The organism is Streptomyces sp. ME19-01-6 (assembly GCF_033793745.1).
GTDB lineage: Bacteria > Actinomycetota > Actinomycetes > Streptomycetales > Streptomycetaceae > Streptomyces.
In genome coordinates, this window is the sequence record NZ_JARAXF010000004.1 from 688,547 (window position 1) to 707,858 (window position 19,312).

Here is a 19,312-nt window from a genome sequence, read left to right on the forward strand (position 1 = left end):
CCCTCGAAGCGGCGCGAACACCCCCACGCAATTCCAGAGAGGAGCCCCCGTGGCCGCTTCGGCGCCGAAGCGGCGGCGAAAGATCCGCCGACGGGCTGATATGTCGCTGATAGGCGGCATTCGTCCTCCCATAGCCGTACTCTCGGCTCTGCTCCTCTCCCTGGCGGGAATCACCGCCCTCACCTTCGGCAAGACCGAGAACGTCCTCGTTCCCAAGGCCGTGCTGACCTCCCAGCAGCACTTCGCCGAGGACGGGGCCGTCGCACTGCGCGCCTCGCTCGACGAGTCGGTCACCGACCTCAACCGCACCTCGATCCTCTTCAGCGAGGGCAAGCCCGTCTCCGCCGACGCCGTGCTCGACAAAACGGGCAGCGTCTACCAGAAGTGGAGCGGCACCGCGGTCATCGAGATCAGGTCGGGCAAGCTGCTCGCCGCCCGGGGCGAGACCGTGCCGCTCACCGTGATCGACCGCACCAAGCTCTCCGGCAAGGACGGCCTGGCGCCCCGCCTGGTCCGGCTGAAGAACGGCCAGACCCGGCTGATCGCCCTCGCCCTGCTCTCCTGGGAGGGCCGGCCCCAGCAGCTCCTGATCGCCTCCAGCAACCTGAAGGTGCCCGGGATGCGCCTGGCCGAGGACCGCGCCATCGGCGTCGTGGACGCGACCGGCACGATCCTCAGCAGCGACGGGGCCCTCGACAGCGAGCGGGCACAGCGCGAGCTGAAGACGTTCGCCACCACCGCCGCCAGGAAGTCCCGGCAGAACCCCATCAGCGCCAAGGAGCCGGGCGCCGGCGGCTACGCGGGCGTCAGCGGCAGCCTCACCGGCGACGCCTCGGGCGACCGGCGGACCGTCGGCGGCTACGCCTCGCTCGCCGCCGCCGAGCCGGGCGAGTCCACGGTGGCCAGCGACCTCGGGCTGAGCATCGTCACCCAGGTCGGCGTCACCGAGCGCGCCTCCCAGCTGGCCAGGCCCGCGTTCGGGCTGGCCGCCGCGGGTGCGCTGCTGGTCATCGGCGCACTCGCCATCGCGGTGCTGCTCGGCACCGTCCAGCGCCCCCTGATCCGGCTGTTCCTGGAGAGCCGCCGGCTCACCCGCGGCGACCTGGCCCGCCCGGTGACCGTGCCCCGGTTCGGCGAGGCCGCCCGCATCGGCGGCGCCCTGGAGCGGCTGCGGCAGCAGCTGCACGGGGAGTCCCCCGAGGGTGCGGAGGGCGCGTCCGGTGCGCGCCGCGGCCGGCGCCTGGGCACCCGCGCCCTGGTCGCCGTCTCCGCCGTGCTGCTGCTGACCTGGTCGGTCCCGCTGACCCTGCTGCTCAACCGCCCGGACTCCTCCGTACGCATCCCGACCCAGGTGGTCATGGATCAGAAGGCGCGCACCGAAACGATCGGCGACCGGGTGCGCCGGGCGCTCAACGAGGGCCACGCGGACCTGTCCGCCGTCGCCGCCCTGATCGGCGACCGCACCTCGGCCGACGACATGACGGCCGTACTGGAACGCACTATCGAGGAACACCCGCGCTACGCGTCCGTCTACGTCGTCGGCGGCGACGGCGAGGTGCTGGCCCGGGCCGGGCACGAGCCCCACCACTCGTCCGGCGAGCGCCCCTCCGACCAGCCCCTGAAGCTGTCCGGGCACGGCGGCAAGAAGCCCCTCATCCGCGCCACCGCTCCCCTCCAGGGGCGGGCGGGCGCCGCGGTCGTGGGCGAGTTCGACATCGACTTCGTCAACGCGCTGCTGCGCCGCGCCGGCCTCGGCCAGGTCCGGGTGGTCGACGCCAAGGGCCGGGTCATCGCCGGGAACACCGGCTACCTGGCCTTCCAGAAGATGCCCGGGCACCTGTCCCCACTGGTCGACGGCAAGCAGGCGCAGGCCAAGGTCCAGCGCGGCGACGACGTGCGGATCGCGGCCGCGGCCCCGATGACGGGCGGCGGCGTGGCGAAGGTCCTCGACTGGAGCGTTGTCAGCTGGCAGCCCGCGTCGCGGCTCGACATCCCCGCGTACACCCTGCAGAACCGCACCGTGCTCGTCGGGCTGCTCGGCCTCACCGCGGCGGCGGCCTGCCTGGGCTGGCTGCACATCGTGGTCGTCCGCCCGCTGCGCGCGCTCGCCGACCAGGCCGAGGCGCTCGCGGACGGCGACCGGCGTACCGTCCTCTTCCCGCGCCACCACGACGAGGTCGGCGCCGTCGTCCGCAGCCTGGAGCTCATCCGGCAGCAGCTGCAGGGGCAGCAGCGCGGGCGCGACGGCGCGCGGTCCCTCGCCGGAAGGAACTGAAAACACCGTGCTCTTCCTTTACACCGTGCTCATGGTGTGCAGCGCGATACTGCTGGTCGCCGGGGTCGTGGAGCAGCGGCGGCACTTCGCCAACCTGGACAACATCCCCACCCGGGTGCTGGTCAACGGCATCCGCGGCAAGTCGTCCATCACCCGGCTGTGCGCGGGCGCGCTGCGCGGCGGCGACCTGGTCACCGTCGCCAAGACCACCGGTACGGCCGCCCGGTTCATCCACCCCGACGCCACCGAGGAGCCGGTCTACCGCAAGTTCGGTATCGCCAACGTCGTCGAGCAGATCGGCATCGTGCGACGCGCCGCCGCGTACCGCCCGGACGCGCTGGTCATCGAGTGCATGGCCGTCATGCCGGCCCTGCAGGAGATCAACCAGTCCAAGCTGATCCGCTCCACGATCGGCGTGCTGTGCAACGTCCGCGAGGACCACCTCGCCGAGATGGGCCCCACCCTGGACGATGTGGCGCGCTCGCTGTCCCGCTCCATGCCGGAGGACGGGATCTGCGTCACCGCCGAGAAGGAGCGCCTGCACATCCTCCAGGAGGAGGCCGACGCCCGGAACTGCCGTCTGATCTACGCGGATCCGGAGACGGTCACCGATGAGGAGCTGCGCGGCTTCAGCTGGTTCACGTTCAAGGAGAACGTGGCGATCGCGCTCACCGTCGCCGAACTCCTCGGTGTGGAGCGCAAGGTGGCCCTGCAGGGCATGTACGACGCGCCGCCGGACCCCGGCGTGCTGTCGGTCGAGCGCTACCGCACCGACGAGGGCAAGCGGCTGCGCTTCGCCAACGTCTTCGCGGCCAACGACCCCGAGTCGACGCTGATGAACATCAACCAGCTGCTCGACCTCGGCGCGATCCACCGCCCGCTCAACGTGGTGATCAACTGCCGCCCCGACCGCGTCGAACGCAACGGCCAGATGGGCGAGATCATCCCCGACCTCGACCCCGAGCACGTCTTCGTGATCGGCCACCCGGCCAAGTCCGCCATCGACGCCATCCCGGCCTCGTACCGCTCGCGCGCCGTCGATCTCGGCGGCGACCGGCGCGACCCGGAGGAGTTCATGGCGCAGATGCTCGGCATGCTCGGGCCCAACTCCTCGCTGGTCGCCATCGGCAACATCCACGGCCAGGGTGAACTGCTCCTCGAGCACCTCGCCGAGCTCCCGCCCGACGAGTCCCCCGACGAGTCCCCCGACGAGCCCAGCGCCGTGACCAGTGCCGGGAGCAGCGCCAGGGCCGGCGCCCACGGCGCCGGCGACGGTGTCGGCACCCCCGCGCCCGCCGACGCCCCGGCCGATGCCGGGGGCACCCGGCCGACCGAGCCGACCCGGCCCGCCCTGCCCGCCCGGCCCGCCCTGCCCGAACACGTCGACACGATGCAGCTGTACGCGCCCCGCATCGACCCCTACCAGCGGTACCCGGAGGCGTACGAGACGCGCTACGCGCAGCGGCAGCACACCCCGCAGCCGACGGCGCACGACGGCCAGGCCCGCCCCCGCGGCTACTTCGAGCCCCGAGTACCGCCCACGCCCCTCATGGCAGACCCGCCCCCGGTAGCGGACCAGCCTTCCGTAGCAGACCAGCCCCTCGCAGCAGACCAGCCCGCTGCCGAAGACCAGCCCCCCGCCGAAGACCAGCAGTGGCACAGCTCAGGAGAGCCGCGTTGATCCCCTCCGTCCTCACCCCAGAGATCGCCGCGCTCGGTATCGCGCTCGGGCTCATGTTCTCGCTCGTCTGCTATCTGACGACGAACCTCTCGCCCGGCGGCATGATCACTCCGGGCTGGCTCGCGCTCACCCTCGTCGAGGACCTCCAGCGCGCCGCGATGGTCGTCGGCGTCACGGTCCTCACCTACGTATGCGTCCTGCTGCTGCAGCGCTTCGTGATCCTTTACGGCAAGCGGCTGTTCGCGGCGGTCGTGCTCACCGGCGTGCTGCTGCAGGCCACCGTGATGATCGCGCTGACCATCGAGTTCCCGCTGATGTACAGCAACCAGACGCTCGGATTCATCGTCCCCGGCCTGATCGCCTACCAGCTGGTGCGCCAGCCCAAGGGGCCCACGCTGCTGGCCACCGGCTCGGTGACGCTCATGGCGTATGTCGTCCTCACCGCCGGGATCCTGCTCGGCGTCATGCCGTCCGCCTGACCCCACCATCGGAGCCGACCATGTCTGCCAAGAAGACCTCGAAGAAACGCGGCGTGCTGCACGCCGTGACCGTACTCGCGCTGCTCGGCACCAGCGCCTATCTGACCGTGGAGCTGCGGAAGGAGGAGGACTCCAAGGCCCCGGCGGTGCAGAAGGTCACGGACGACCCGCAGCTGGAGACCAGCGCCCAGGACACCGGGGCCCGGACCTGGGAGCGGCTGAAGAACCCGGAGCGCACCGTGCTGCGCGGCTCGAAGGGCCAGGTGCTCGCCACCTTCACGGACGGCGCCCGCACCGCCACCCTCAAGGGCGCCAGCCGCACCTTCTCCGAGCCCGCCAACACCAAGTCCCGCGTGGTGACGGAGGACTGGGTGCGGCTGATGCCCGAGCCCTGGCGCCAGGGGGCGGAGAAGGAGCAGTGGTTCAAGGACTGGTTCAAGCAGTACTACGGCAGCGAGGAGGACGACATCTTCGCGATCGCCTTCCAGTACAGCCAGGGCTCGCCGGTCAAGAAAGACGACGAGGGCATACCGTACGCGGGTGACGCCGTCTTCGGGCCGTTCAAGCAGGACGGTGTGGACCGCCTGGAACAGAACGACTTCTACGACTACTTGGGCATCCCGTACACCTTCCGGGACGGCACCACGATGCAGCCGCGCAAGGACCGCTACCGCGCGCTGGACTGCTCCGGCTTCATGCGCATGGTGTGGGGATATCGCGCCCGCTACCCGCTGAGGGCCACGAACACCGTCGGGGACGGGCTGCCGCGCACCGCCGATGGCATGGCCCGCTCACAGGTGGGCACCGACATCATCAAGCTGCAGGGACCCTCGCCCTGGTACGAGCGCCCGGCCAACATCGATGTGCTGCAACCCGGCGACCTGCTCTTCTTCAAGATGGACCACCGCACGGGGAACCACATGGACCACGTCGCGCTGTACCTCGGCGTGGACACCGACGGCCACCGGGTGTTCATCTCCAGCCGCAAGGAGGTCAACGGCCCCACCATGGGCGACAAGGGCGGCGCCTCGCGCATCGACGGCAACGGCTTTTACGCCCAACTGCTCCGCAGCGCGAAGCGGCTCTAGCCGCCGACGGGGTCGGACGGCGGCGAAGAGGGGGTCTCGGCGGGGCCGGTGGGAAGGGCGGAGGCGGTGCTGCCGCTGAGGGACAGGGTCATCGCCACATGGCCCCAGTCGTCGCGCATCCTGACCTCCGCGGTGTATGTGGTGCCCGGCTCGGCGGACGCGGGAGGGATGAAGACGACCTCGAAGACACAGTTGCCGGAGGCGGACCTCGGGGGGCCTGGTTTCTGGGTGGCGGGGCATGAGGTCGCGCGGACACGCCAGGCGCTCGGGTCGCTGACGGTGAGCGTCTTCTCGTCGTCGCACTCCCAGTAGCTGGTCCAGGTGACGCTCTTGCTGTCCTGCTGCCCAGCCGCCACCGGCCCGAAGGGGTCGACGGACAGGTCGACGGGCGGGCACTGGCCGGGGCCGTAGGTGGGCTGCCCGGTGGTGGGCACGGGAGTGGTCGCGGTGGCGGGGGCGATGGTGGTCGTCGGGGCGGCGCTCGTCGGGGGCGAGCCGGTGGTCACCGTGGCGGTCGGGGTGGCGGAGGTGGTCGGGCTTGGGGCGCGGGTCGGGCCGAGGGTCGTGATGGAGCTGGTGGGATCGGCGCGGGGGCTTTCGTTTCCCGTGCCCGCGAACGCCACGAAGACGCCACCCGCCACCAGCAGGGCCGCCGCCGTCCCGATGGCGACCGGGTTTGCCGCGAACGAGCTCAGCGCCGACTTGCCGGCCGCGGCCGAGCCATGGCCCGCGGCGTGGCCCACCGCCTGGCTCGCGGCGTGGCCCGAGGCGGGGCCGCCGAGGTGGCCGGCGGCCGTGCCGACGCCGAAGGACAGGCCGGCCGCGACCCCGACCGCCAGGCCGAGGGCCCGTCTGCGCGCCTCCTCCTCATGGGTGAAGTACGCCAGGTCGGCGGCGGCTCCCAGCGCGCGGGCCGCGCCCGCGCCGAGGCCCAGGACCTGCCGCCAGGCCCCCCAGCGCAGCGAACGGGCCAGGGCGGGGGCCGTGAAGCGGGCGAGGTCGCGGACGGCCTCATGGCCGCCCGCGAGCGCGGCCACCTCCAGAACGCGGCGGATCACGGCGGACTCGGCGGCCAGGTCATGGCGCGTGGCCCCCCGCGCCCAGCCCACCAGCGCGGCGGCGAGGCCGGCCGGGTCCTGGGCGGGACCGGTGCGCTCGGCGACCAGGCAGGCGAGCCGACCCGTGGCGCGTAAGCCGCCGCCCTCCGGGGAGGCCAGACGCAGAACCTCCAGCTCCGCGACGGCACCCCGGTCCACTCGGGCGGCACCGGCGGGTCCGGCAGCGCCGGCTGGTCCGGCTGGTCCGGCTGGTCCGGCAGCGATCACGGACAGGAGCGCCGGGGACAGCGGCAGGGGATCGACGGCGCACAGGATGCGCAAGAGCTTGCCCGCCCCATCACTGAGCTCACCCGCCAGCCCAACGGCGAGCGCTCTTTCGTCCACGGCAAGCCCGGGAGGTCCGGCAGGCTCGGCAGGCCCGGCGGGACCGGCAGGACCACCGGGCCCCGCACGCCCCGCGGCGCGCAGAGCCGCGGCGGCCTGGACCAGGGTCAGGGGGTGGCCGCGCACGGTGGCGATCAGCCGCTCTGCCGCGTCCCGCTCATCGCCCCGCAGGGGGCGGCCCAGCTCCTCGGTGAGCAGCGCGAGCGCGGGCTCCTCCAGCAGCCCGTCCAGGCGCAGGGTCCGCCCCTCGGCCCACTCCTGGCGCTCGGCGGTGACCACCAGGACGTCACACCCGGGCGCGGCCGCCACCAGCTCCGTCAGGTCTTCGGCCGAGCCTTGGAAGTCGTCGACCACGACCAGGGCGTGGACCGACGCCATCAGCTGCTGTGTCACCGCGGGCGCCGGCTTGTAGTCGGGCGCCTCGTAGCACGCCTGGAAAAGCTCCTGGACGAGGTCGTCGACGGGCGCCCCGGCCGCCGGGAGATACACCACGTCCTGACCGCGGGCCGCGGCGTCGGCCGCGAACCGGCGCAGCAGTACGGACTTGCCGACGCCTGGCGGGCCGCAGATCTGCACCGGGTGGCCCTGCGACAGCCACCGCCGGAGCGCCGCCAGTTCCCCTTCGCGGCCCAGCAGTTCGGGCGCGCGGTGCGGCAGTGCGCGCCCCGCGGGGCGGGCGCGGCGGCGGGCCGAGGGCGGCGGCTCGCTCCGCACGGTCACCGAGGAGCCGCGCTCGGCGTTGATCACGACGTTGCGATCGCCGACGACGACCTGTCCCTCGACATCGCCGTGTACGTGGACCCCGTTCCCACCGGCCATCGGGCTGCCCCTCCCCCTAGCGCCAACCCAAATTCGAGTTATAGCAGGGGAATTACCCAGTTAGCCAGCAAGATTTGTAATTGATCAATAATGACCGTTGTAATGGGCCGTCGCTCTCATAAGAGCTCGGAATTTTCTAGGTGGCCGACCGGCCCCCCGTACCCTTCCCCCATGCTCGTCGCACGCTCCGTTGCCCTGTTCTGCCTGGCCGCCCTTCTGGAGATCGGAGGCGCCTGGCTGATCTGGCAAGGGGTGCGCGAGCACAGGGGATGGGCGTGGGCCGGCGCCGGGATCATCGCGCTGGGCGCCTACGGGTTCGTGGCCACGCTCCAGCCGGACGCGGAGTTCGGCCGCATCCTCGCGGCGTACGGGGGCGTCTTCGTCGCCGGGTCGCTCGCCTGGGGCATGGTCGCCGACGGCTACCGCCCTGACCGCTTCGACGTGGCCGGAGCGCTCATCTGCCTGGTCGGCGTGGCTGTGATCATGTATTCGCCGCGTGGTCGGTGACGACCTCGTCCGCCTCCCGGGTCACGCTCAGGACGCAGCCGGTGTCCGGGTCGATCAGGACCTCCCAGACCTCGTGGCCGCGCTTGACGTCGACGTCCCAGACCTGCTTCCTGGACTGCTCGTGCCGCGGGTCCTCGTGGTCCCGCTTCTTGTCCTCCCAGCTCTTGTGGTCCCGGGTCTTGTCGTCCCGGTCCCGGTCCTTGTTGTTGTCGGCGGTCCGCTGCTGCGGGTACTTGCCGTGGTTGTCCTTGCGGGAGTCCTCCTTGCGCCTGGAGTCCTCGCGCTTGTGGTCCTGGTCGTGTGCCTGGCCCTTGTTGGCCTCGTCCTCCTCCTCGCACGCGTCTTCCAGCTCGGCGCTGACGGCCCGGCCACCGACCTCGCACTCGGCGATCTCGACAGCCTCCTCGAGCGTCACGGGGTCTCCGCCGCGCTTGTGCTCGTCGTCGTGGCGTGCGCCCTTGTCGTGGCGGTTCTCGTCCTCGTGACGGTTCTCGTCCCCGTGACGGTTCTCGTCCCCGTGACGCGCCTCCTGGCGGGGCTTCGCGGCGGCGTCGGACTCGGCGGCGCCGTACGGCTGCGCGAGACCGGCGGTGTACTTGGCGATGCCGGCGTACGCCGGGCCGGCGACGGGGAGCGAGCGGTAGTCGTCGCCCTGGTAACCCTCGGGCTCGGCGGCGTTCTCCTCATGCATCGCCTGGCCGGCGGAGGGCTGCGCGAGGCTCCGGCTCTGGCCGCCGCCGTACTGCCCGCCGTTGTTGTGCTCGCGCCCGTTGTTGTGCTCGCCGTTCTCGTGCTCGCCCTTGTTCTCGTGCTCACGGCGGTTGTCGTGCTCACGGCCGTTGTTGTGCTCGCGCCCGTTGTCGTGCTCGCCGTTCTCGTGCTCACCGTTGTTCTCATGCTCACGGCCGTTGTCGTGGCCGTTCCCGTGCTGCCCCTCGTGGCCCTGCTGGCAGTTGCTGCTTGCCCCCGAGTGGGGGCCGGGGGTGGCACTGCCGGCCGCCCAGGCGGCCGTCGGCGCACCGGTGACGAGTGCCGCGGCCGCGATGGCGCCGGCCGATGCGACACCCCAGCGTCGGAGGGCACGACGGGGCAGCTGGGTGAATCTGATGTGCTGGGTCATGGGCTGTATTCACTCCTTGGCACAGGGGGCTCCGGCCTGGCAGTGCGCCGGACGCAGTGCACCCTTCCCCGGGCCCTTGCCGCCGTAGCGGATTTCGATCTTCAGTCCCCCGATTGGCGGCAAATCTGTACGTCATATCCTGCGTATGGATGACAAGCACATCGCACATGCGCTGATCCCGCCCAACACGTCGCCTCAGGAGGGCTGATGACCACCCGTACCGCAGTCGTCACCGGTGCGAGCAGCGGGATCGGGGCCGCGACCGCCCGCCGCCTCGCCGCCGCCGGATTCCGCGTCGTCCTCGCCGCCCGCCGCAAGGAACGCGTCGAGGCCCTCGCCGCCGAGCTGACCGAGGCCGGGCACGAGGCCGAGGCGTACGCGCTGGATGTGACCGAGCGCGCCGCCGTGGACGCCTTCGCCGCGGGCCTGGACCGCTGTGATGTGCTCGTCAACAACGCGGGCGGGGCCCTCGGCACCGAGTCGGTCGCGACCGCCGACCCGGCCGACTGGCGGGCGATGTACGAGGTCAACGTGGTGGGCGTGCTCAATGTCACACAGGCCCTGCTGCCCGCGCTGATCGCCTCCGGCGACGGCACCGTCGTCGTGATGTCCTCCACGGCGGGCCACGTCGCCTACGAGGGCGGCGGCGGTTACGTGGCCGCCAAGCACGGCTCCCACGCCATCGCCGCCACCCTCCGTCTCGAGCTGTGCGGCGACCCGGTGCGGGTGATCGAGATCGCCCCGGGCATGGTCCGGACGGACGAGTTCGCGCTGAACCGCTTCCGCGGCGACGAGGACAAGGCCGCCGCGGTCTACGAGGGCGTGGCCGAGCCCCTCACCGCCGACGACGTCGCCGACACCGTCGAGTGGGCGGTCACCCGGCCCTCGCACGTCAACATCGACCTGATGGTCATCCGCCCCCGCGCGCAGGCAGCCCAGCACAAGGTGCACCGGGAGCGCTGACCCCCTCACGCACACGCGGACGGCCCGCCCCGGTACGACACCGGGGCGGGCCGTCGTCTCGCGGCACCCGGGCGGGCGTCAGCCCTTCACGCACACCAGCTGCTTGAGCTTCGCCACCACCTCGACGAGGTCCCGCTGCTGGTCGATCACCTTCTCGATCGGCTTGTACGCGCTCGGGATCTCGTCCACGACCCCGGCGTCCTTACGGCATTCCACGCCTCGCGTCTGCTCCTCCAAGTCCCGCGTGGAGAAGCGCTTCTTCGCGGCGTTACGGCTCATCTTCCGACCCGCGCCGTGCGAGGCCGAGTTGAACGACGCCTGGTTCCCCAGGCCCTTGACGATGTACGAACCGGTGCCCATCGAACCGGGGATGATCCCGTAGTCCCCGCTGCCCGCCCGGATCGCGCCCTTGCGGGTCACCAGCAGTTCCATGCCCTCGTAGCGCTCCTCCGCCACATAGTTGTGGTGGCAGGAGATGACAGGCTCAAAGACCGGCTTGGCCTTCTTGAACTCCTTGCGGACGACGTCCTGGAAGAGCGCCATCATGACCGCGCGGTTGTACTTCGCGTACTCCTGCGCCCAGAACAGATCGTGCCGGTACGCCGCCATCTGCGGGGTGTCCGCGATGAAGACCGCCAAGTCGCGGTCGACCAGACCCTGGTTGTGCGACAGCTTCCGGGCCTCGCCGATGTGGTACTCGGCCAGCTCCTTGCCGATGTTCCGGGAACCGGAGTGCAGCATCAGCCAGACCGAGCCCGACTCGTCGAGGCAGAACTCGATGAAGTGGTTACCGGAGCCGAGCGAACCCATCTGCTTCACGGCTCGCTCCTGACGGAACCTGACCGCCTCGGCGACCTCGCCGAACCGCCCCCAGAAGTCGTCCCATCCCGGCGCCGAGAATCCGTACAGCTGCCCGGGGTCGACCGGATCCTCGTGCATCCCGCGGCCGACCGGGATCGCCTGCTCGATCCGCGACCGCAGCCGCGAGAGGTCCCCGGGCAGGTCCTCGGCCGTCAGCGAGGTCCGGACCGCCGACATGCCGCAGCCGATGTCCACGCCCACCGCCGCCGGGCATACGGCGCCCTGCATCGCGATCACCGAACCGACGGTGGCGCCCTTTCCGTAGTGCACATCCGGCATCACGGCCAGGCCCTTGATCCACGGCAGCGTCGCGACGTTGCGCAGCTGCTGCATGGCCACACCTTCGACCGTCGCGGGATCGGTCCACATACGGATCGGAACCCGCGCCCCGGGCAGCTCGACATACGACATGTTTTACTCATTCCCCCATAGAAGACCGAAAACGCAAAAGCCGGACCAAGGCCCCCGATGTCGGCGGGCGACCGGCGGACGTGGCGGCGCGTGCGATAGACATTGTCTGCAGGCCCCGCCCACGGGCGGCAAGCAGTTTTCCCTCTGTGTTCGCTCGGAGATCTTGAAGGGACGGGGACAGTGCAGCCAGCGCAGCAGCGAAGGGCGTACGTACCGGGTGCCGCACGGGCCGCCGCCGTGCTCGCCACCGTACTCGCCGCCATCGGCCTCAGCGGCTGCACCAGCACCGCCTCACACACGGGCCTCGACGACGGCAAGCCCGGCGACTCCGGGGCGCCGGCCGCCGCCGCGCCCGGCAAGTACCGCACCCTCCCCGAGGCGTGCGGCGCGGTCGACGCCAAGACGCTGCGCCAGCTGCTGCCCGGCGCCGACGAGGACGACCCGGTCTACGACGGCCAGGCCACCGTCACCTACGACACCAACCGGCGCGTCGGCTGCCGCTGGAAGCTGGAGACGGGGAGCGGCACCCGCTATCTCACGCTCGACTTCGAGCGCGTCGTCTCGTACGACCCGACGGTCAGCGACGACGACCAGGCGAAGGAGCGGTACGAGAAGAAGGCCACCGCAGCGCACGTCCCGGGCGCCTCGGACACCCCCAGCGCCCCCTCCGGCTCCGGTTCCGGGTCGTCGGACGAGGACACCCCGAAGGGGTCCGCGTCGGCCTCCTCCGACTCCGGGAAAGACGACGCCGGGAAGAACGGCTCCGGGAACGACAGCTCCGGGAAAGACGCTTCCAAGACAAACGGTGCCAAAGTCGAGGGCGCCACGCCCGACGCCTCCGGCACCGAAGAGCCGGGCACCGACGCCTCCGGCGGCGACTCCGACACCTCAAAGACCGCCGCGCCGCGCCGCCTGGACGACCTCGCCGACGACGCCTTCCTCGACGACCAGCTCATCACCAGCGACTCCGGCATCCACCGCGATGTCACCGTCGTCTTCAGGTCCTCGAATGTGATTGCCACCATTGAGTACGACCAGTGGTCGACCAACAAGAAGCACATTCCCAGCAGCGAAGAACTGCAGGTCAACGCCGAAGATCTGGCCCAGGAGCTGACCGGGCGGCTCAACGAGTAGACCGGTGGACGGGGTGTTGCGCAAGGCGCCCGAATTGGGCCGTGCGCGCATTGGCCGCGTACCGTGCCGTCTCATGACGAGGGCGGGACGGCCGCCCATCGACCGAGAACGAGCGAAGGACCCATGCACCGAACAGCCCCTCGACTCGCCCGTATATTCGTCAGCGCAGCCGTACCGGTGGTGCTCGTCGCCGGCTGCTCCTCCGGCTCCGACAAGGACTCAAAGGACTCGTCCAGCGCGTCGAAGTCGGCCACGCCCAGCCCGACGCCGACCGTCGCGGCAGCAAAGTACAGCAAGCTCCCGGCGGTCTGCCCGACCCTGTCCGCCAAGACGATCGACAAGCTGGTCCCGAAGGCCGAGAGCAAGAAGGGCAAGGAACTGCCCTCCGCCGACGCCAACCAGTCCGCCAGCTGCCTGTGGACCGGCCTCAACGGGTTCAAGTACCGGCAGCTCACCGTCTCCCTCAAACTCTTCAGATCCGAGCTGTCGCTGGGCTCCGGCGACAAGCGCGCCCAGGCCTACGCCGCCGACCAGGCCCAGAAGGCCACCAGCTCCGACGGCGCGAAGAACGCCAAGACGGGGCAGGTGTCCGGCATCGGTGACGCGGCCACCACCGTCAGCACGGAGTCGAAGAAGGACGGCGACGAGTTCCGGAACCAGACCATCGTGGTCCGCGTCGCGAACGTGGTCCTGACCCTCGAGTACAACGGCGCGGGCTACGAGGACGAGAAGACCCCGGACCCCAAGGCGCTGCTCAAGGACGCCCAGACCGGGGCCAGGGAGGTCGTCGCCTCCGTCGAGAAGGACGCCGAAAAGGGCGGCGCGAGCGGCGCGGGCAGCGCGGGCAGCGGCGCGAGCAGCAGCGCCGCGTAACCGCTACCGGCCGTCGGTCAGAGCCGTTGCGACCCCCTTCCCGTCCACCGCCCTTGACGTGTATGCGACGCTGGGGCGCCGAATGCCGTAGCACGGGGGAGGGGTCGCGGGTGGCCGCGATGCAGTTGACACGTACGCACCGCATACTGATCGGGGTGGTCGTCACCGGAGCGGTGGTGATCGCCGCGATCGGTTTCGCGGGCTCCTACTCCGCCGTGCGCGACCTCGCCCACGACAAGGGGTTCGGCGCCTTCGCCAACGTCCTGCCCATCGGGATCGACGCGGGAATCGTCGTCCTGCTCGCGCTCGACCTGCTGCTGACGTGGCTGCGGATCCCCTTCCCGCTGCTGCGCCAGACAGCCTGGCTGCTGACCGCCGCCACCATCGCCTTCAACGGCGCGGCCGCCTGGCCCGACCCGCTCGGCGTCGGCATGCACGCCGTCATCCCGGTCCTGTTCGTGGTCTCCGTCGAGGCCGCCCGGCACGCCATCGGGCGGATCGCCGACATCACCGCCGACCGGCACATGGAGTCGGTCCGCGTCGCCCGCTGGCTGCTGGCGCCCGTGCCGACCTTCCGGCTGTGGCGCCGGATGAAGCTGTGGGAGCTGCGCTCCTACGACCAGGTCATCAGGCTGGAACAGGACCGCCTCGTCTACCGCGCCCGGCTGCGGGCCCGCTACGGGCGCGCCTGGCGCCGCAAGGCCCCGGTGGAGTCGCTGATGCCGCTGCGCCTGGCGCGCTACGGGGTGCCGCTGGCGGAGACCGCCCCGGCGGGGCTGGCGGCGGCGGGCCTGGATCCGGCCGAGCTGACGCCTGCGGCGCTGCCCGCGCTGCCCTACGGGGGCGGGAACGCGGGCGTTCCCGGGGCTGCCGGTGCCGTTGGCATTCCCGGGGCCGGTGGGATTCCCGGGGCCGCGGGGGCGCAGGGGGCCGTCGGGGCCGCGGGGGCGGACCGGGCCGGGGCCCAGGAGCGTGAGCTTCCGCTCTCCTTCCCCCTGCCGGTGTACCAGCAGCAGGGGTACCAGCAGCCGGCCACGCCCGAGCACGACGGGCGGGCGGCGACCGGCTTCGAGCAGGCCGCGGGGCATCCGGCGGCCGGGCAGCCGCAGGCGCAGGCGCAGGACGAGGGGCAGCAGCCCCAGACCCAGCAGCCGCGGCCCGAGGCCCAGGCGGCCCAGCAGCCGCAGACGCAGCAGTTCCCGCCGCAGACCGACGAGGCGCAGGCCGCCGGGGCGCAGCTGACCGTCCCGGTCGGCCCGGGCCGTGTCCGCGCGCTGGGCGGGCAGGGCACCAGCAGCCAGGTCCCGTATGTGCCGGCCCAGCGGGGACTGGAGCCCTTCGGCGAGCCCGAGCTCTCCGAGGGAGCCATACCGCCCGCGAACCTGCCGGACGACATGCCGCGCGACGAGGCGTACTACGGGGCCTTCCGCCAGCACGTCACCAACAACGGCAAGTTCCCCTCCCCCTACCAGTTCGGCCGGCTGCTGCGCGAGAGGTACGGCATCACCGACCTCAACGACGGCGATGTGCGCAGGCACCTGGAGGACTGCAAGGAGCGCTACAAGCTGGAGATGGGGACCGAGTCCATCCCGTAACGCATCCATCCGCTACAGCGCGGGCGGGCCGGACTCCCGAGGAGTCCGGCCCGCCCGGCGCTTGAGAAGCGCTGACGCGCCTTGGAGGCGCCTTGGAGGCGCCTTGGAGGCGCCTTGGAGGGTTGTCAGGCCGCGAGCAGCTTGCGCACCCGGTCGGCGCCCACCGCCAGCAGCAGCGTCGGCAGCCGGGGGCCGGTGTCGCGGCCGACCAGCAGCCGGTAGAGCAGCGCGAAGAACGTGCGCTGCGCGACCTTCAGCTCCGGCGTCGGCTTGGCGTCCGCCGCGAGCCCGGCCTGGAGCTTCGGCACTCCGTACACCAGCGTGGTCAGCCCGTCCAGCGACCAGTGGGTGTCGAGCCCGTCCAGCAGCAGCCGCAGCGACTCGCGCTCGGTCTCGCCGAGCGAGGCGAGCAGCTCGGTGTCCGGCTCGTCCCGGACGCGGGTGCGCTGCTCGGCCGGGACCTGGGTGTTGATCCAGCGCTCGGCCTTGTCGAGCCGCGGCCGGGTCTCGTCCAGGGACTTGACCGGGTTCTCCGGGTCGAGCTCGCTGAGGATGCGCAACGTCTGCTCGTCATGGCCGGTGGTGATGTCGACCACCGACGCGAGCATCCGGTACGGCAGCGGACGCGGGGTGCGCGGCAGCTCGCCGGAGGCGGTGCGGGTGGCGCGGCCGTACGCGGCGGTGTCCGCCGGCTGGGCCGTGCCCTCGACGATCTTGCGCTCCAGGGCGTCCCACTCGTCGTAGGTCCGCTGGATCTCCTGGTCGAAGGCGATCTTGAAGGACTGGTTCGGCCGACGGCGCGCGTACAGCCAGCGCAGCAGCGGCCCCTCCATGATCTCCAGCGCGTCGGCCGGGGTCGGCACGCCGCCCTTGGACGAGGACATCTTGGCCATGCCGCTGATGCCGACGAAGGCGTACATCGGGCCGATGGGCTGCTCGCCGCCGAAGACCTCGCGCACGATCTGCCCGCCGACCACGAACGAGGAGCCGGGCGAGGAGTGGTCGACGCCCGAGGGCTCGAAGACCACGCCCTCATACGCCCAGCGCATGGGCCAGTCGACCTTCCAGACCAGCTTGCCCCGGTCGTGCTCGCGCAGCAGGACGGTCTCGCCGTGGCCGCAGGCGCAGGTGTACGCCATCTCGGTCGTCTCGTCGTCGTACGAGGTGACCGTGGTCAGGTCGCGCTCGCACACCGAGCAGTACGGCTTGTACGGGTAGTAGCCCGCGCCGCCCGCGCTGCCGTCGTCCTCACTGGCCGCGCCGGAGCCCTCGGCGGCCTCCAACTCGGCCTCGTCGACCGGCTTCTGCTGCCCCGCGGCCTTCTTCGCCCCAGCCCCAGCCTTGGCCTTGTCCTTGGTGCGGTAGCGGTCCAGCACGGCGTCGATCTGCCCGCGGTGGCGCATCGCGTGCAGGACCTGCTCGCGGTACGCGCCCGAGGTGTACTGCTCCGTCTGGCTGATGCCGTGGAACTCGATGCCCAGCTCCTTCAGCGCCTCGATCATCGGCGCCTTGAAGTGCTCGGCCCAGTTCGGATGCGGGGATCCGGGCGGGGCCGGGACGGAGGTCAGCGGCTTGCCGATGTGCTCGGCCCAGGAGGGGTCGACCCCGGCCGGGACCTTGCGATACCGGTCGTAGTCGTCCCAGGACAGGATGTGCACGCACTCGTAACCGCGCCGCCGGATCTCGTCGGCGACCAGGTGCGGGGTCATGACCTCGCGCAGATTGCCGAGGTGGATCGGGCCGGACGGGCTGAGGCCCGAGGCGCAGACGATAGGTTTGCCGGGGGCGCGACGCTCCGCCTCGGCAATGACCTCGTCGGCGAATCGGGAGACCCAGTCGGTCTCGGTGCTCTGAGCCACGGTCGGCACTTCCTTCCTTGCGGTCATGGCCAGACCATTGTCCCAGACGGAACGAGGCCCCCAAAGGTTTTCCACAGGGGGCCGAAGCGCCGGACAAAGCGTTGGACACGCCGTGAAATACTGAGGTGCATCCAACCATCTATCGGCACGGCATACCTCCCATGGCCTCGGTCCCATCCCTTGCCGCCACGGTCCACCAGCGTCTCACGGACGCCCTCTCGGCCGCCCTGCCGGAGGCCGGCGCCGCCGACCCGCTGCTGCGACGTAGCGACCGGGCCGACTTCCAGGCCAACGGGATGCTGGCGCGCGCGAAGAAGCTCAAGGGCAACCCGCGCGAGCTGGCCGCGAAGGTGGTGGAGAGCCTGCCGGCCGGCGAGGTGATCGCGGACATCGAGGTCTCCGGCCCCGGTTTCCTCAACATCACGGTGACGGACGGGGCGATCGAGAAGACCCTCGCCGCCCGCGCAGCCGACCCCCGCCTCGGCGTTCCGTACGCGGAGCGCCCCGGCACGACCGTGGTCGACTACGCCCAGCCGAACGTGGCCAAGGAGATGCACGTCGGCCATCTGCGCTCGGCGGTGATCACCCAGTTCGGCATGCTCATCCAGTATCTGATCGAGCACCCGCACGAGCTGGACCACAAGGCCGACAAGGACCTGGCCGCCTCCGGCGAGGAGGCCATGTCCAACCTGAACCGCCTCTACAAGGCCGCGCGGGCGCTCTTCGACTCCGACGAGGAGTTCAAGGAGCGGTCCCGGCGCCGGGTGGTTGTCCGGCTACAACGACATGCTGGCCGAGACCTGCCGGCTGCTGGAGGAGTCCGGCATCGCGGTGCGCTCCGAGGGCGCGCTGTGCGTCTTCTTCGACGACGTCAAGGGCCCGGACGGCAAGCCGGTGCCGCTGATCGTCCAGAAGTCGGACGGCGGCTTCGGCTACGCGGCCACCGACCTGTCCGCGATCCGGGACCGCGTCCTGAACCTGCAGGCCGACTCGCTGGTGTACGGCTGGCTGAACGAGAAGACTCACGCCTACCAGCTCGCCTTCGGCACGGTTCTCGGCAAGGGCGGCAAGCCGTTCAAGACCCGTGAGGGCGAGACGGTGCGGCTGATCGACCTGCTGGACGAGGCCATCGAGCGGGCGACTGCCGTCGTCCGTGAGAAGAGCGAGGGGAAGATCGACCTCACCGAGGAGGAGATCGCCGAGCGCGGCACCCAGGTCGGCATCGGCGCGGTGAAGTACGCGGACCTGTTTACCTCGGCCGCCCGCGACTACAAGTTCGACCTGGACCAGATGGTCTCGCTCAACGGCGACACGTCGGTGTATCTGCAGTACGCGTACGCCCGGATCCAGTCGATCCTGCGCCTCGCCACCGAGGGCCAGAAGCCGGTCGCCCACCCCGAGCTGCCCCTGCGCCCCTGCCGAGCGGGCGCTGGGCCTGCACCTGGACCAGTTCGCGGAGACGCTGCGGGAGGTCGCGGCGGGCCACGAGCCGCACAAGCTGGCCGCGTATCTGTACCAGCTGGCCTCGCACTACACGACCTTCTACGACAAGTGCCCGGTCCTGAAGCCGAGGGCGGCCCAGCCCAGGTCGAGAACCGCCTCTTCCCGTGCGACCTGACCGCCCGCACCCTCCACCAGGGCATGGACCTGCTCGGCATCCGCACCCCCGAGCGCCTCTGAGCGCTTCCGCGCGGCCCCATGACGGCGGCGCCGGACCAGGTCACTGGTTCGGCGCCGCCGTCATGCGTACTGAGTGAAGCCTCTGGTGGAGATCTTCACGCCGAGCGCCGGGACTTCGACGTCCTCCCCGTACAGCCCGTGGAGTACGCCCTGGTAGGCGCCATCGCGAGGGACGGTGTACAGGGTCCAGGTCCCGTCTCGGGGGTCGACCAGAAGATAGGCAGGGATGCTGCGTCGGCGTACCAGCCGACCATCTCGCTCGTGTCCTTGATGCTGTTGCCCTTGGAGACGACCTCGCAGATGCCAAGCTCCGGGATGGTGATGGTCATGGTGTCCAACCTCCCGATGTCACCTTCTCGGCCGTGAACGGCCGAGCTTGTACGCTCGGTCGTTCGCACCTCGTCGCGCTCCCGACTGCCCTCTACGACAGGACGGTCACGGGTCGCATCCACCCAGCCCCCGACAGGTGTCAGGGGGCCGGTGCGGGTGCGGTGACAAACACCCACGCCGGGCGTGCGCGATCGC

At 71.2% G+C, this 19,312-nt stretch carries 14 protein-coding genes and 1 pseudogene; 10 read left to right on the plus strand and 5 right to left on the minus strand.

Features of this window, described 5'->3' with window-relative positions:
- Positions 1-100 precede the first annotated feature (100 nt).
- The 4 genes from PV419_RS13220 to PV419_RS13235 are packed head-to-tail and all read left to right on the plus strand — an operon-like array spanning position 101 to position 5,523.
- The gene (locus PV419_RS13220) at positions 101-2,275 is read left to right on the plus strand and encodes a HAMP domain-containing protein (RefSeq protein ID WP_415925297.1); all 2,175 of its coding nucleotides are present in this window, start codon (positions 101-103) and stop codon (positions 2,273-2,275) included.
- Between the two features lie 7 nt (positions 2,276-2,282).
- On the plus strand, positions 2,283-3,956 hold the full coding sequence (gene pgsB, locus PV419_RS13225; RefSeq protein ID WP_319688145.1) for a poly-gamma-glutamate synthase PgsB: 1,674 nt from the start codon (positions 2,283-2,285) through the stop codon (positions 3,954-3,956).
- Positions 3,953-4,435, plus strand: a complete 483-nt coding sequence (locus tag PV419_RS13230; protein ID WP_319688146.1) for a poly-gamma-glutamate biosynthesis protein PgsC/CapC — start codon at positions 3,953-3,955, stop codon at positions 4,433-4,435. The genes pgsB and PV419_RS13230 overlap by 4 nt, the downstream gene beginning before the upstream one ends.
- Positions 4,436-4,455: 20 nt before the next feature.
- Positions 4,456-5,523, plus strand: a complete 1,068-nt coding sequence (locus tag PV419_RS13235; protein ID WP_319688147.1) for an NlpC/P60 family protein — start codon at positions 4,456-4,458, stop codon at positions 5,521-5,523.
- On the opposite strand, the gene PV419_RS13240 is transcribed toward PV419_RS13235, so the two are convergent.
- Positions 5,520-7,784, minus strand: coding sequence for a hypothetical protein (locus tag PV419_RS13240; protein ID WP_319688148.1), 2,265 nt, complete (start codon positions 7,782-7,784; stop codon positions 5,520-5,522). The two genes, PV419_RS13235 and PV419_RS13240, sit on opposite strands and share 4 nt — an antisense overlap.
- Positions 7,785-7,955: 171 nt before the next feature.
- Between PV419_RS13240 and PV419_RS13245 the strand changes: the two genes are divergently transcribed.
- On the plus strand, positions 7,956-8,291 hold the full coding sequence (locus PV419_RS13245; protein ID WP_319688149.1) for a YnfA family protein: 336 nt from the start codon (positions 7,956-7,958) through the stop codon (positions 8,289-8,291).
- Here PV419_RS13245 and PV419_RS13250 read toward each other — a convergent pair.
- A complete protein-coding gene (locus PV419_RS13250) occupies positions 8,266-9,411 on the minus strand; it encodes a hypothetical protein (protein WP_319688150.1) in 1,146 nt (381 codons plus the stop codon). The two genes, PV419_RS13245 and PV419_RS13250, sit on opposite strands and share 26 nt — an antisense overlap.
- Positions 9,412-9,618: 207 nt before the next feature.
- Here PV419_RS13250 and PV419_RS13255 point away from each other — a divergent pair, with 207 nt between their 5' ends.
- The gene (locus PV419_RS13255) at positions 9,619-10,374 is read left to right on the plus strand and encodes an SDR family NAD(P)-dependent oxidoreductase (RefSeq protein ID WP_319688151.1); all 756 of its coding nucleotides are present in this window, start codon (positions 9,619-9,621) and stop codon (positions 10,372-10,374) included.
- Between the two features lie 78 nt (positions 10,375-10,452).
- On the opposite strand, the gene PV419_RS13260 is transcribed toward PV419_RS13255, so the two are convergent.
- The gene (locus PV419_RS13260) at positions 10,453-11,646 is read right to left on the minus strand and encodes an RtcB family protein (RefSeq protein ID WP_319688152.1); all 1,194 of its coding nucleotides are present in this window, start codon (positions 11,644-11,646) and stop codon (positions 10,453-10,455) included.
- Between the two features lie 180 nt (positions 11,647-11,826).
- Between PV419_RS13260 and PV419_RS13265 the strand changes: the two genes are divergently transcribed.
- The 3 genes from PV419_RS13265 (at position 11,827) to PV419_RS13275 (ending at position 15,248) form a co-directional block, all read left to right on the plus strand.
- Positions 11,827-12,780 (plus strand): DUF3558 domain-containing protein, encoded by a 954-nt coding sequence (locus PV419_RS13265; protein ID WP_319688153.1) that lies wholly within the window; start codon positions 11,827-11,829, stop codon positions 12,778-12,780.
- Positions 12,781-12,903: 123 nt separating this feature from the next.
- The gene (locus PV419_RS13270; RefSeq protein ID WP_319688154.1) at positions 12,904-13,653 is read left to right on the plus strand and encodes a hypothetical protein; all 750 of its coding nucleotides are present in this window, start codon (positions 12,904-12,906) and stop codon (positions 13,651-13,653) included.
- 119 nt (positions 13,654-13,772) lie between these two features.
- The gene (locus PV419_RS13275) at positions 13,773-15,248 is read left to right on the plus strand and encodes a DUF2637 domain-containing protein (RefSeq protein WP_319688155.1); all 1,476 of its coding nucleotides are present in this window, start codon (positions 13,773-13,775) and stop codon (positions 15,246-15,248) included.
- Positions 15,249-15,373: 125 nt separating this feature from the next.
- On the opposite strand, the gene lysS is transcribed toward PV419_RS13275, so the two are convergent.
- Positions 15,374-17,134, minus strand: a complete 1,761-nt coding sequence (gene lysS / locus PV419_RS13280) for a lysine--tRNA ligase (RefSeq protein WP_319688156.1) — start codon at positions 17,132-17,134, stop codon at positions 15,374-15,376.
- A 134-nt stretch (positions 17,135-17,268) separates the two neighbouring features.
- Between lysS and PV419_RS13285 the strand changes: the two are divergent.
- Positions 17,269-18,787, plus strand: a pseudogene (locus PV419_RS13285) (arginine--tRNA ligase).
- A 95-nt stretch (positions 18,788-18,882) separates the two neighbouring features.
- Here PV419_RS13285 and PV419_RS13290 read toward each other — a convergent pair.
- Positions 18,883-19,116 carry a hypothetical protein gene (locus tag PV419_RS13290; protein ID WP_319688157.1) on the minus strand — a complete coding sequence of 78 codons (234 nt, stop codon included), beginning with the start codon at positions 19,114-19,116 and terminating at the stop codon, positions 18,883-18,885.
- Between the last annotated feature and the right edge of the window lie 196 nt (positions 19,117-19,312).